Origin of the sequence: Streptomyces azureus (assembly GCF_001270025.1) — a bacterium.
Lineage (GTDB): Bacteria > Actinomycetota > Actinomycetes > Streptomycetales > Streptomycetaceae > Streptomyces > Streptomyces azureus.
The window spans coordinates 86659-98811 of record NZ_DF968357.1; the positions used below are offsets into that span (position 1 = coordinate 86659).

Consider the following 12153-nt stretch of genomic DNA (forward strand, 5'->3'; position numbering starts at 1 on the left):
AGCCCGGTGCCGACCGGTGCCCTCGATTCCATTTTCGTACATGGCGCGGCCCGACTATTCCGCAAGCGCGAAAGCGGGCCATTCCGTCGCACTGATCCAGCGCCGGGCGAGGTCCTTTTCCAGCACGCTCATGGCATCGATGAAAGCGCGCAGCACCGGCTCGGTCACCTGGAGCGCGACCGGGCAACCGCCCTTGGTGAGCGTGCCGTTGACGGTGGCCGACGAGTGCGCTGGAGCGGGAATGTAGGTGTAGGGGCCGAGCGTTACCGCCCAACCGTCTTTCCTGGTCGCCTCGGTCATGTACCGACTAACCGTCGGCCCACTTCGGCGGATGCGCGGCAAACGAGTGAAGGATTTCTCGGCTGAGCATCTTTTCAATGCGCCATTAAGGGCTCTCCATATCTCTATATGAAGAACAGGCAGCGAACATTTCCCGCCTGTCCTGCAACCCAGGTGCATGAGTCCGTACGGAACAGGTGTCGGACCGCACGGTCGCCTCCGGGCGACGGTGGACGCATGCCGCAACTCACCTCGTACCACCGGCCGTTCGGGCTGCCCGGTGACCGTGCGTTCACCTCCGGGAACCTGATCGCCCGGCTGCCGATGGGCATGTTCAGCGTCAGCGCGGTCGTCATGATCGCTGGGACGCGGGGCTCGTACGCCCTCGCCGGCGCCGTTACGGCGACCGGGCTCGCGGCGACCGCGGTGGTGGCGCCGTGGACCGCGCGGCTCGTCGACCGGCACGGGCAGGTCCGGGTGGCCCTGCCCGCCACGGTGATCGCCGTCCTCGGCTCGCTCGCGCTGCTGCTGTGCGTGCACCGCCTCCGACTGGACCCTGTTCGCCTCCTACGCCGCCACCGCAACGACCCCGAACACCGGCGGCATGTCCTGGGCCCGTTGGTCGTACCTACTGGCCGGCGACGCCAAGGCGCTGCACACCGCCAACTCCTTCGCGGGCCGGGGCCTCCCCCAGCACCGCTGTCGTACGCGCTGAGCGGCAAGCGCCCGATCTCCGCCGAGACCCGGCGAAGGGTCGAGGCGGCGGTCCGGGAGCTGGGCTACCGCCCGCAGTCGGGCGCGCCGGCGCACGGCGGGTCGAAGGTCCTGGCCGTGGCGGGCCCGCTGCGCACCGGCGTCCACGTACCGGCGACGACGCGTGTGACGCGGCCGGTGGTGACAGCGGCACTCGGGTACGACCACGACGTGGCCCTCCTCACCCATGAGGAGGGCCTGACCCACCTCAGGGAACCGGCGCCGGCGGACGCCTTGGTGCTCATGGACATCGGCCTCCACGACCCACGTCTCCCCCTGCTCCGCTCCCTGAACCGCCCTTCCGTCCCTGCTCGGCCTGCCCGCCGATCCGCACGGTTTGACCTGCGTGGACTTGGACTACAGGGCGGCAGGCGAGGCGTGCGTGCACCACCTGGCCCAGCTCGGCCACCGAACGGTGCCCCTGGTCGGCTCGCCACCGGAGGTCTACCTCCGCAGGACCGCCTCGGCCCACCGCCTGGTCGCGGGCTTCACGGCCGCGGCCGACCACCACGGGCTGGCTTCGTCGGTGCACCCCGCCGTGCCGGCCCCGGCCGAGGCCCACCACATCGCGGACCGGCTGCTGCGCGAACACCCCGCCCTGACGGTCGTGGTCGTCCACAACGCCCTCCCTGCTGGAACCCCTGGTCACGGCCTTCCAGCAGCTCGGCCTCCGCATCCCCGAGGACCTGTCGATCACGGCTGTCTGCCCCGACGAGCCTGCCACGATCACGTCGGTCCCCCTGCCGGCCGCAGAGCTGGGCACCCGAGCGGTGGAACTCCTGATGGAAAAAGTGCACGGCACATCCGTACCGGAGGCGACGCTGCTGCCGCCGCGGCTGACGGAGCGGGCGAGGACGGGCCACGCATGACAAAGGCCCCGCCGCTCGTAAGCGACGGGGCCTGTGCCCACATGGGATGAGTGGAGATGGCGGGAATCGAACCCGCGTCCAACGGTGTGGAATCAGGGCTTCTCCGTGTGCAGTCGGCTGTGCTTTTCTCGGCCCCGGAGATCACGCCGACAAGTCTCCGACGGGCCCAGTCACTGTGTGGTTTCCCTCTTCACCCCGTGACCGGGATCAAGGTTTAGTTCCCTAAATGATGCCAGGATCCGGGTCGGGAACACCCCCGGGCTGACACTCCCTTAAGTAGGGGAGCCGCTGCTCGCTACCTGAAGATCAGGCAGCGAGGGCGAGCTCGCCCTGGGAGATGGATCGCTTGGAATTGGCGATTATTTTTTTCGGCCTGTGGTTTACGAGATCATGGCCGCTTCCTCGACACGCTTCCCCTGCTTCGACAGCCGCTGTCGAAACCGATCATCCCCATGTTGTTTTTTCAATCGTCGCCCCCGCCGTGAGGGGCTCACACCGCCTGGGCGGTGCAGATGCCATCGTACGGGATCAACCTCCGCCGATGCCACCGTATTCCCGGCGGTCACCCCGCCGTCGTACCGGGTTCAACACCTCCCTGCGCCGGAGCATTCCCGACCCCGGCGTGTGATACAGGTCACGCCCGCTGCTTCCGCCGTACCGCCGAGATCACCCGCTCGGCCTCACGCCGGTCCTGCTTCTCGCGGAGCGTCTGGCGCTTGTCGTACTCCTTCTTGCCCTTCGCCAGCGCGATCTCGACCTTGGCGCGGCCGTCCTTGAAGTACAGGGCGAGGGGCACGATCGTGTGACCCGTCTCCTGCGACTTCGACTCCAGCTTGTCGATCTCCTCGCGGTGCAGCAGCAGCTTCCGCTTGCGGCGGGCGCTGTGGTTGGTCCACGTGCCCTGGGTGTACTCCGGCACGTGGACGTTGTAGAGCCACGCCTCGTGCCCGTCCATCTGCACGAAGCCGTCGACCAGCGACGCCCGTCCCTGGCGCAGCGACTTCACCTCGGTGCCGGTGAGGACCAGACCGGCCTCGTAGGTGTCGATGATGAGGTAGTCGTGCCGCGCCTTCTTGTTCTGCGCGATCATCTTGCGCCCTTTTTCCTTAGCCATAGTGCCGCCCATTTTCGCACTACGGAGGGGGCCCGCGGGAAGTCGATTACGAGGGACCGGTCAGACCGCGCAGTACGGTCTCGGCCCGCTGGAGGGCCCCTTCGTCGCTCTCCAGGTCGGGCGTGATGCCCCGGCCGTCGACCGCGCGGCCTGAAGGAGTGCGGTAGTGCCCGACGGTCAGCTCCGCGACGGAGCCGTCGGGCAGTCGGCTCGGCATCTGGACCGAGCCCTTGCCGAAGGTCCGGGAACCCACGACGAGCGCCCGTCCGCGGTCCTGAACGGCGCCGGTGAGGAGTTCGGCCGCGCTCATCGTCCCGCCGTCGACGAGCGCGACCAGGGGTCTCGTCGTGTCGCCGCCGGGCTCGGCGTGCAGGGCGTGCTGCTCGCCGTCGACGTCGTACGTGGCGACCAGGCCGCCGTCGAGGAAGGCGGAGGCGGCGGTGACGGCCTCGGCGACCAGGCCGCCGGAGTTGCCGCGCAGGTCGAGGACGATCCCGGCGCCGGGCGGGGCCTGCCGAACGGCCTCGCGGACCTGGTCGCCGGAGCCCTTGGTGAAGGTGTCGACCCGGATGACGGTGACCGAGCCGGCGACCTTTCGAACGGCGACCGAGTCCGCGGACAGCCTGGCCCGGCGCAGGGTCTCGGTCCACGCGCGCGTGCCGCGCTCCAGGCCGAGACGGACGGTGGTGCCGGCGGGGGCGTCGGTGGTGTCCCCGCGCAGTAAGGAGACGACCTCGGTGACGGGCCGCCCGTCGGTCTTCTCGCCGTCGACGCTGCGCAGCAGGTCTCCGGGCCGGATCCCGGCGGTGGCCGCGGGCGAGCCGGCGCGCACCTTCGTCACCTCGATACGGCCGTCGCGTTCGCTGCGCGCCCACAGGCCGACGCCCGTGTACTGGCCGTCGAGGGATTCCTCGAACTCCTCGTACTCGCCCTGGGAGTAGACGGCGCCCCAGCGGTCCCCGCTGCGGCTGACGGCGCGCTTCGCGGCCTCCATCGGGGACTTGCCGTCGGCCATGGCCTCCTCGGCCGCCCTGGTGACGTCCGCGTGGCGCCCGGCCGGGACGGCCGAACGGGCCTCGTCCGGCGCGGGCTTCCGCTCGGCCTGCGGGAGGGAACCCGTGGCCGCGCCGGCGACGAGCACGCTCGCGAACATCAAGGTCAGGGCGGCCCCGCGGCGGATGCGACGGGGCTGACAGAACGGGTCACGACCTGACATGCCGGTGAGTCTAGGACAAGGGAAAGGGCCGTACGGCTTGTTGACCGCACGGCCCCTCTTGGTATGCGTCACACCTTCAAGTACTTGCGCAGCGCGAAGAACGCGGCCAACGCGGGCATCAGCAGGCTCGTGGCGAGGATGAGCGGCAGCTTTGTCAGGACGGCGTCCCAGCCGATGAAGTTGATCAGCGTCAGCTGGTCGGCCAGGGCCAGTCCGTGGTCGATGAGGAAGTACCGGGCGATGAGCAGGAAGGCGCACGCGAGCGTGCCGCCGATGAGCCCGGCGACCGCGGCCTCCATGATGAACGGCGCCTGGATGTAGAAGCCCGAGGCGCCGACCAGGCGCATGATGCCGGTCTCGCGCCGGCGGCTGAACGCCGAGACGCGCACGGTGTTGACGATCAGCATCAGCGCGACGACCAGCATCAGCGCCATCACCGCTCGCGCGGCCCAGTTCATGCCGTTCAGCAGCTTGAAGAGGTTGTCCAGGATGCCCTTCTGGTCCTGCACGGACTGCACGCCGTCCCGGCCGTTGAAGGCGGTGGCGATGACCTGGTACTTCTGCGGGTCCTTCAGCTTGATGCGGTACGACTCCTGCATCTGGTCCGGCGTGAGGGAGCTGGCCAGCGGGGAGTCGCCGAACTGCTCCTTGTAGTGCTTGTACGCCTGGTCCTGCGACTCGTAGGTGACCGTCTGGACGACGCCCATCTTGTCGAGGTCGGCCTTGATCTGCTTCTTCTGGTCATCCGTCACCGCGCCCTTGGCGCAGTTGGGGTCGGACTCGGCGTCGCTCTTATTGCAGAGGAAGATCGAGACGTTGACCTTGTCGTACCAGTAGCCCTTCATGGTGTTGACCTGGTCGCTCATCAGGAGCGACCCGCCGAACAGGGCGAGCGACAGGGCGACGGAGACGACGACGGCGAAGGTCATCGTCAGATTGCGGCGGAGACCGACGCCGATCTCCGACAGGACGAACTGGGCGCGCATGGCGAGGGGTTATGCCTTTCCGTGACTCTCGGGTGCGGTCTCAGTGCTGGTAGCCGTAGACACCGCGGGCCTGGTCGCGGACGAGGCGGCCCTTCTCGAGTTCGATGACGCGCTTGCGCATCTGGTCCACGATGTTCTGGTCGTGCGTGGCCATCACCACGGTCGTGCCCGTCCGGTTGATGCGGTCGAGCAGCTTCATGATGCCGACGGAGGTCTGCGGGTCGAGGTTGCCGGTGGGCTCGTCGGCGATGAGCAGCTTGGGCCGGTTGACGAAGGCCCGCGCGATGGCGACGCGCTGCTGCTCACCACCGGACAGCTCGCCGGGCATCCGGTCCTCCTTGCCGCCGAGCCCGACGAGGTCGAGCACCTGCGGCACGGACTTGCGGATCTCGCCGCGCGACTTGCCGATGACCTCCTGCGCGAAGGCGACGTTCTCGCCGACCGTCTTGTTCGGCAGCAGGCGGAAGTCCTGGAAGACCGTCCCCAGCTGGCGCCGCATCTGCGGCACCTTCCAGTTGGAGAGGCGCGCGAGGTCCTTGCCCAGAACGTGCACCTGACCGTGGCTGCACCGCTCCTCGCGGAGGATCAGCCGCAGGAAGGTGGACTTTCCGGAGCCGGAGGACCCCACGAGGAAGACGAACTCGCCCTTCTCGACCTCCAGGGAGACATCCCTGAGGGCGGGGCGGGTCTGCTTGGGGTAGACCTTGGAGACGTTGTCGAATCGGATCACGGATGCACCACGGGTAGCCGGGGGTAGATGAGCGTGACCATACGCGAACCGGGCAGGGCATCGCAGTCACCGGTCGCGGTTGCGCATCGGATATGCCGTTTTGTACGCCCCTGAGAGGCGCGGGGCCGTGTCGCTATGCGGCTCCGCCGCGTGGGCGCGCCCAGCCCCCGCAGACCCCGCCGCGCAACCATGCACGCCCACCCCTCCGGGAGCGACCCGCGCGGCCTCCGGAGGAACCTGGCACAGTGGAGAGGGAACGTTCGCACCACTGCGAGCGTTACACACAAGGAACCGGCGCAAGGAGGGCGAGCGCATGACGTACGACCGGCTGGTGTGCGCGAACTGCGCGGCGCCCGTGAGCGAGGGCCGGTGCCACGTGTGCCGTGCGAACCGCGAGCGGCTGCAGCAGGAGAACTTCCTCTCGGGTCTGAACCCGATGGCGCTGATCGCACTGCTGGCAGTGCTGATCGCCGCGGTGGCGCTGCTGGCGCACCAGACCGCCTGACGCCCGGCGGCGGCGTACTCAGCGGTCCGAAAGACACGGCCGAGGGCCCGGAGCGTTTCGCTCCGGGCCCTCGGCTTTGCGCTGTGCCTACCGTCCGTACGGACGCGGCTACCGTCAGGCGGCAGTCCCGCCGCGGCCGCCCATGAGGCGCGGCAGGACGCGGAAGCCGACACCGCCGGCGATCATCGTGGCGGCGCCGATCACCAGGAAGGTGGTCTGCGCGGCACCCGTCTCGGCGAGCTCCTGGCCGTTGCCCTGGGCCTGCGGCGCCGCCGGGGTGGCGTCCGAGCCGGTGTCGGTGAGGGACGAGGAGCCCTCCTCCTGCGGGGAGGTGCCACCGTCGGGGTCGGCGGCGTTGCCGCCACCGACACTGCCGCCGTTGGCGTTCCCGCCGCCGTTGCCGCCGCCGTTCCCGTTGCCGCCGCCGTTCCCGTTGCCCGGGTTGCTCGGCTGGCTGGTCGGGTCCTCGGTCGGCTCGGTGGGCTCGTCCGTGGGCTCGGTCGGCTCGTCGGTGGGCTCCTCGGTCGACGGCGGGTCGGTCGGGAGGTCCGTCGGCGGGTCGGTGGGGAGCTCGGTGGGCACCGGCGGCGTCGGAGTCGGGGTGGGCGACTCGTCGGCGCACAGGATGCCGAGCAGGCAGTCCTCGGACTCCGCGGCGGATGCGGCACCGGCGGCGGTCAGCGAGGCACCGGCCGCGATCACGGCGCCGGCCGCTATCCGCGCGACACGGATCCGCGTCTTCTTCGTCATGTGGTTGCTACCCCCAGTAGCTCATCGTCATTAGGCACCGCTCGGGGCTGTGCTCGACGGGGATAGCTGCGGTGAAGAGCCCCCCGGTTCACATGCGCCCCAGAGACACGCATGCCGCGCTTTACCCTTCCCATTTTTCAAAGACACGTCAAGGGCGTTTGCGGGCGCCATGTCCAAGTACGGGGGCAATGCCGGGAGTCTGACTCTGTGAGTGTGATGTAAAACCCAGACATGCGGGCACAGAAAAGGCAACTGCCGCCCTGATGTCGGCAGTTGCCTTGTCGACAAACTTACTTCTCCTGCTGCTTGCGCCAGCGAATTCCGGCTTCGAGGAACCCTTGGATTTCACCGTTGAACACGGCCTCCGGGTTGCCGACCTCGAAGTCGGTGCGCAGATCCTTGACCATCTGGTACGGGTGCAGCACGTACGACCGCATCTGATTGCCCCAGGAGTTGCCGCCGTCGCCCTTGAGGGCGTCCATCTTGGCCTGCTCCTCCTGGCGGCGCCGCTCCAGCAGCTTGGCCTGGAGCACGTTCATGGCCGTCGCCCGGTTCTGGATCTGCGAGCGCTCGTTCTGGCAGGAGACGACGATGCCGGTGGGGATGTGGGTGATGCGCACCGCGGAGTCCGTGGTGTTCACGCCCTGACCACCGGGGCCCGAGGACCGGTAGACGTCGACCCGCAGCTCGCTCTCGTCGATGTCGACGTGGTCAGACTTCTCGACCACGGGCAGGACCTCCACGCCCGCGAACGAGGTCTGCCGCCGGCCCTGGTTGTCGAAGGGCGAGATGCGCACCAGCCGGTGCGTGCCCTGCTCGACGGAGAGCGTGCCGTACGCGTAGGGCGCCTGGACGGCGAAGGTGGTCGACTTGATGCCGGCCTCCTCCGCGTACGACGTCTCGTAGATCTCGGTCTTGTAGCCGCGCTGCTCGGCCCACCGCAGATACATGCGCTGGAGCTTCTCGGCGAAGTCGGCGGCGTCGACGCCCCCGGCCTCGGCGCGGATGTTCACCAGGGCCTCACGGGCGTCGTACTCGCCGGAGAGGAGCGTGCGGACCTCCATCGCGTCCAGCGCCTTCTTCACGGCGAGGAGCTCGGACTCGGCCTCGGCGCGGGTGTCCGGGTCGTCCTCCTCCTCGGCCATCTCGAAGAGGATCGCGAGGTCGTCGATACGACCGCGCAGGGCCTCCGCCTTGCGCACCTCGGCCTGGAGATGGGACAGCTTGCTGGTGATCTTCTGCGCCTCTTCGGGGTTGTCCCACAGGGACGGCGCGGCCGCCTGCTCCTCGAGCACGGCGATGTCTGCCCTCAGCCTGTCGAGGTCCAGAACGGCCTCGATCGACTCCATGGTCGAGGAGAGGGACTTGAGCTCTTCGGATACATCGACGACTGCCACGCCTCCAGCGTAACGGCTCCGCCCGGCGGCCAGCGCCGGGCCGTCGGAGCCGACGGGTCAAGGGGAGGGGCTCCGAGGTCTCGGCGTCCTACGGCGCCCAGCGCCAGTCGCCCGCCGGGTACGCGCCCCCGGCGGCGACGGCCAGGGCCAGGCTCCGACCACTGCCACCGTCGCCTTTCCACCGTCCTGCGGGAGGGGGTCACGGGGAACAGGGCCAAACTCCTCCCACCCCCGCGCCACCCCGGCGGCGACGACCAGACCCCGGCTCCGACCACCGCCACCCTCGCCCTTCCACCGTCCTGCGGGAGGGGGTCACGGGGAACAGGGCCAAACTCCTCCCACCCCCGCGCCACCCCGGCGGCGACGACCAGACCCCGGCTCCGACCACTGTCACCGTCGCCCTTCAGCTCTTCTCCGGGGCGGGTCAGGGGGACTGCGGTGCCGAGTTCTTCGTGTCCTGGGGCGGTGTGCTCGCGTCGTCGCCCGATGAGGACAGCCACGCCCCGACGCCGATCGCCGCCCCCAGGGCGACCGCGGCCGCGGCCAGGGCCACGCGGCGGCGCCGGGCGATCGCGCGGTTGCGGGCCGAGCCCGGCCGGGGCGTGCCCGACGCGCGCGGAGCCCGGGCCGTGCCGTGCGCGCCCCCGGCCAGTTCGTCGGGTGCGGGTACGCGCATCGAGGTGTGCGTGTCCCGGTTGGAGTCGGCCGGTTTCGCGCCCGGCACCAGGGGGACCGCGCCCCGCCTCCGGACCCGCTCCCCGGCCGGTGCCGGTCCGGCGGGCTGCTCTTCCCGGTCCGCCTCCTCGGCGGACTCCGTGTCCGGCTCGTCCACCTCCAGCGGCGGCATGCCCGCCAGCATCGGCAGCAGCTCCCGCAGCCGGGCCCCGAGTTCCGAGGCCCGCAGGCGCGAGGCCGGAGCCTTGGCCAGGCACTGCACGAGCAGCTGCCACAGCTCGTCCGGGATGCCGGGCAGCGGGACGACCGTCTCCGTGACGTGCCGGCGCAGGACCGCGCCCGGGTGGCCGCCGCCGAACGGGGTGAAGCCGGCCAGCAGCTCGTAGAGAACCGTGGCAAGCGCGTAGATGTCGACGGAGGCGCGGGGCGGCAGGCCCTCGACGATCTCCGGGGCGAGGTAGTCCGGCGTGCCGATGATCTTCGTGGCCTTGGTGCGGCGCGGGGTGTCGATGAGCTTCGCGACGCCGAAGTCGGTCAGCAGCGCGCGGTGGGAGCCGCCAGGGCCGAGCGGGCCCTGCATGTCCAGGAGTACGTTCTCGGGCTTCACGTCCCGGTGCACGACACCCGCGGCGTGCGCGGCCGCCAGCCCGTCGGCGATGTCGGCCGAGATCGCGACGGCCGCCTCCGGCGCGAGGCGCCGGTCCCGCTCCAGCCGGGTCCGCAGGTCGGTGCCCCGGACGAGGTCCATGACCAGCGCCAGGTCGTTGCCGTCCACGACCAGGTCGCGCACCGACACCACGTGCGGGTGCTCCAGGCCGAGCAGCGCCGTCCGCTCCTGCACGAAGCGTCCGACGAGCTCCTGGTCGGAGGCGAGGTCCTCGCGCAGCAGCTTGATGGCGACGGGGCCCTCGGGACCCTCACCCAGCCACACCGTGCCGGCGCTGCCCCGCCCCAGGATCTGGTGGGCGGTGTACCGGCTGCCGATCTTCCGTGCCAAGGCTGCTCCTACCGACGCGTGTTGTCGTTAAAACTACGCGCCCGGAGAGCCAACCTTCACTGCGGAGGCAGAAATCACCCGCCAGGTGTCGACAAATCACCAACCCCGCAGGGCGGTTCCGGTCAGTTCGTGCCCGAACTGCTCCCGCCCAGCTTCTCGAACCAGCCGGTCACGGTGTTGAACCAGTCGGTGAGCTGGTCCCAGTAGCCCTTGCCGGTGCCGATCCACTCCTGGAGCGGGCTCAGTTCCCAGATGAGCCAGCCGGCGACGAACAGGATGACGATCGTGAAGAGACAGCCCTTCAGGCAGCCGAGCCCGGGGATCCGCATCCGGTTGGCGCTGCGCTGCCGCGGCTGCCGGGGCTCGCGCTGGGGCCGCTGCGGCTGCTGGGGCTGGGGCGGCGGCGCAGGAGGGGCATAACGCTGCGGCGGCTGGGGCCGCTGCGGCTGCGGGGCGTACTGCTGGGGCTGCTGCTGCGGATGGCCGTAGCCGGGCCCGGGCTGGGGCTGCCTGCCGCGCTGCGGCGGCTGCTGGGGCCGGGCGACCTGCCGCTGGGGGCGGCGGCGCAGCGGGTCCTCGTTCGGGTCGAGGTACTGGACCTGCGTCTGCTCGTTGCGGTCGCGGGCCGCTCGCAGCTGGTTCTGCCACGGGTGCGGGTCCTCGGGCCCGCCCTGCTGGCCCTGCTGACCGGGGTGGCCGGGGTGGCCGGGCGAGCCCGGCGGGACCGGCGGCATGACGGCGGTCGGGTCGGCCGCGCCCCGGTTCGGGAGGACGGCCGTCGGGTCGGCGGCGCCGGCCGGGCCGCCGGTGTGCGGCATGACGCTGGTCGCGCCGTTCGGGTCGTACGAGCCCGCGCCCTGCGGGAGGACCTGGGTGGGGTCGGCCGCGCCTGACATGTCCTGCACGGGCGCGGGCGCCGGGTCGGGCACCAGGAGCGCGCCGACACCCTCGGCGGCGGCGATCTGCGCGGAGTTCGCGTGCACCCCGATGCCCTCGGCGACGACGCGCAGACCGCGGGCGAGGTTCTCGGCGCTGGGCCGCTCGTCCGGGTTCTTGCGCAGACAGCGCTCGATGATCGTCCACAGCGGGTCGGGAACCGTGGACGGGCGGCGCGGCTCGGCGCTCAGGTGCTGGTGCAGCACCTCCAGGGCGGAGCCGCCGGAGAACGGCGGGCGGCCGGTGACCAGCTCGTACAGCAGGATGCCGGCGCCGTAGATGTCGACGGCGGAGGTCTGCGGGCGGCCCTCGGCGGACTCGGGCGCGACGTAGGCGGGCGTCCCGACGAACTCCTGGGTGCGGGTCAGGCCCGGGGAGTCGGCCAGGCGGGCGATGCCGAAGTCGGTGAGCAGCGGGTGCATCTGCCCGTCGTGCTGCTGGAGCAGGACGTTCGCCGGCTTCAGGTCGCGATGGACCACGCCGTCGGCGTGGCTGGCGGCGAGCGCGTCGGCGATCTGGGCGGTGAGCAGGGCCGCGGCGACGGGGCTGAAGGGCCCGTTCTCACGTAGGTAGCGGTGCAGGTCGGGGCCCTCGACGAGGTCCATGACCAGCGCCAGCAGCTCACCCTCGACGACCAGGTCACGGACCCGGACGATGTTCGGGTGGGTCAGCCGGAGCAGGACGGAGCGCTCCCGGAGGAACCGCATGACGATGTCCGCGTCGCTGGCCAGCTCCTCCTTGAGGACCTTGATGGCGACCGTCTCGCCGGGCTGTCCCGGCACGGCCGCCTCGGCGCCCGCGGTCTCACGCTGGCGGGCTCGCCAGACGGTGCCCGTGGCGCCGCGTCCGAGCGGCTCCTCGAGCAGGTACTTGCTGCCTACCGGCCGCACGTCATGCGCTCCCTGGTGCTTGCCTTGCCTGCTGGCCTGTCCGACCCACTGTAGTG

General features: G+C 70.6%; 10 protein-coding genes, 1 other RNA gene and 2 pseudogenes. 3 read left to right on the forward strand and 10 right to left on the reverse strand.

Translation table 11 applies throughout. The features are described from left to right. Positions 1-54: 54 nt before the first annotated feature. A complete protein-coding gene (locus AOQ53_RS28025) occupies positions 55-300 on the reverse strand; it encodes a hypothetical protein (RefSeq protein WP_059421447.1) in 246 nt (81 codons plus the stop codon). Between the two features lie 216 nt (positions 301-516). Here AOQ53_RS28025 and AOQ53_RS41740 point away from each other — a divergent pair. Together AOQ53_RS41740 and AOQ53_RS41745 are read left to right on the forward strand one after the other, a co-directional pair. Next, positions 517-952, forward strand: a pseudogene (locus AOQ53_RS41740) (MFS transporter); the annotation flags it as partial. Continuing rightward, positions 898-1901: pseudogene (locus AOQ53_RS41745) on the forward strand (LacI family DNA-binding transcriptional regulator). The pseudogenes AOQ53_RS41740 and AOQ53_RS41745, both read left to right, overlap by 55 nt. Before the next feature lie 48 nt (positions 1902-1949). Here AOQ53_RS41745 and ssrA read toward each other — a convergent pair. The 5 genes from ssrA to ftsE form a co-directional block, all read right to left on the reverse strand. Next, positions 1950-2353, reverse strand: a transfer-messenger RNA (tmRNA) gene (ssrA, locus tag AOQ53_RS28035). 182 nt (positions 2354-2535) lie between these two features. Then, positions 2536-3015 carry an SsrA-binding protein SmpB gene (gene smpB / locus AOQ53_RS28040; RefSeq protein WP_059421449.1) on the reverse strand — a complete coding sequence of 160 codons (480 nt, stop codon included), beginning with the start codon at positions 3013-3015 and terminating at the stop codon, positions 2536-2538. 46 nt (positions 3016-3061) lie between these two features. Then, complete coding sequence (locus tag AOQ53_RS28045; RefSeq protein WP_174523363.1) at positions 3062-4231, reverse strand: S41 family peptidase; 1170 nt, start codon at positions 4229-4231, stop codon at positions 3062-3064. A gap of 68 nt (positions 4232-4299) precedes the next feature. Next, positions 4300-5217, reverse strand: coding sequence for a permease-like cell division protein FtsX (gene ftsX / locus AOQ53_RS28050; RefSeq protein WP_059421452.1), 918 nt, complete (start codon positions 5215-5217; stop codon positions 4300-4302). A 40-nt stretch (positions 5218-5257) separates the two neighbouring features. Continuing rightward, positions 5258-5947 carry a cell division ATP-binding protein FtsE gene (gene ftsE / locus AOQ53_RS28055; RefSeq protein WP_003990615.1) on the reverse strand — a complete coding sequence of 230 codons (690 nt, stop codon included), beginning with the start codon at positions 5945-5947 and terminating at the stop codon, positions 5258-5260. A 313-nt stretch (positions 5948-6260) separates the two neighbouring features. On the opposite strand from ftsE, the gene AOQ53_RS28060 reads away from it, so the two are divergent. Further along, the gene (locus tag AOQ53_RS28060; protein WP_059421455.1) at positions 6261-6452 is read left to right on the forward strand and encodes a hypothetical protein; all 192 of its coding nucleotides are present in this window, start codon (positions 6261-6263) and stop codon (positions 6450-6452) included. Between the two features lie 114 nt (positions 6453-6566). Here the strand turns inward: AOQ53_RS28060 and AOQ53_RS28065 are convergent, their stop codons facing one another. The 4 genes from AOQ53_RS28065 to AOQ53_RS28080 form a co-directional block, all read right to left on the reverse strand. Continuing rightward, positions 6567-7202: an LPXTG cell wall anchor domain-containing protein gene (locus AOQ53_RS28065; RefSeq protein WP_059421457.1), complete on the reverse strand. Its 636-nt coding sequence runs from the start codon at positions 7200-7202 to the stop codon at positions 6567-6569. A 290-nt stretch (positions 7203-7492) separates the two neighbouring features. Further along, complete coding sequence (gene prfB, locus AOQ53_RS28070; RefSeq protein WP_059421459.1) at positions 7493-8599, reverse strand: peptide chain release factor 2; 1107 nt, start codon at positions 8597-8599, stop codon at positions 7493-7495. A 424-nt stretch (positions 8600-9023) separates the two neighbouring features. Beyond that, on the reverse strand, positions 9024-10271 hold the full coding sequence (locus AOQ53_RS28075; protein ID WP_059421460.1) for a serine/threonine-protein kinase: 1248 nt from the start codon (positions 10269-10271) through the stop codon (positions 9024-9026). A gap of 122 nt (positions 10272-10393) precedes the next feature. Further along, on the reverse strand, positions 10394-12097 hold the full coding sequence (locus AOQ53_RS28080; protein ID WP_059421461.1) for a serine/threonine-protein kinase: 1704 nt from the start codon (positions 12095-12097) through the stop codon (positions 10394-10396). Positions 12098-12153: the final 56 nt, after the last annotated feature.

What these genes read in the sequence shown, in the direction of transcription:
- AOQ53_RS28065 (WP_059421457.1), bottom strand. Translation starts at nt 7,202, where the DNA reads ATGACGAAGAAGACGCGGATCCGTGTCGCGCGGATAGCGGCCGGCGCC.
- AOQ53_RS28060 (WP_059421455.1), top strand. Translation starts at nt 6,261, where the DNA reads ATGACGTACGACCGGCTGGTGTGCGCGAACTGCGCGGCGCCCGTGAGC.
- AOQ53_RS28025 (WP_059421447.1), bottom strand. Translation starts at nt 300, where the DNA reads ATGACCGAGGCGACCAGGAAAGACGGTTGGGCGGTAACGCTCGGCCCC.
- ftsX (WP_059421452.1), bottom strand. Translation starts at nt 5,217, where the DNA reads ATGCGCGCCCAGTTCGTCCTGTCGGAGATCGGCGTCGGTCTCCGCCGC.
- smpB (WP_059421449.1), bottom strand. Translation starts at nt 3,015, where the DNA reads ATGGCTAAGGAAAAAGGGCGCAAGATGATCGCGCAGAACAAGAAGGCG.
- AOQ53_RS28045 (WP_174523363.1), bottom strand. Translation starts at nt 4,231, where the DNA reads ATGTCAGGTCGTGACCCGTTCTGTCAGCCCCGTCGCATCCGCCGCGGG.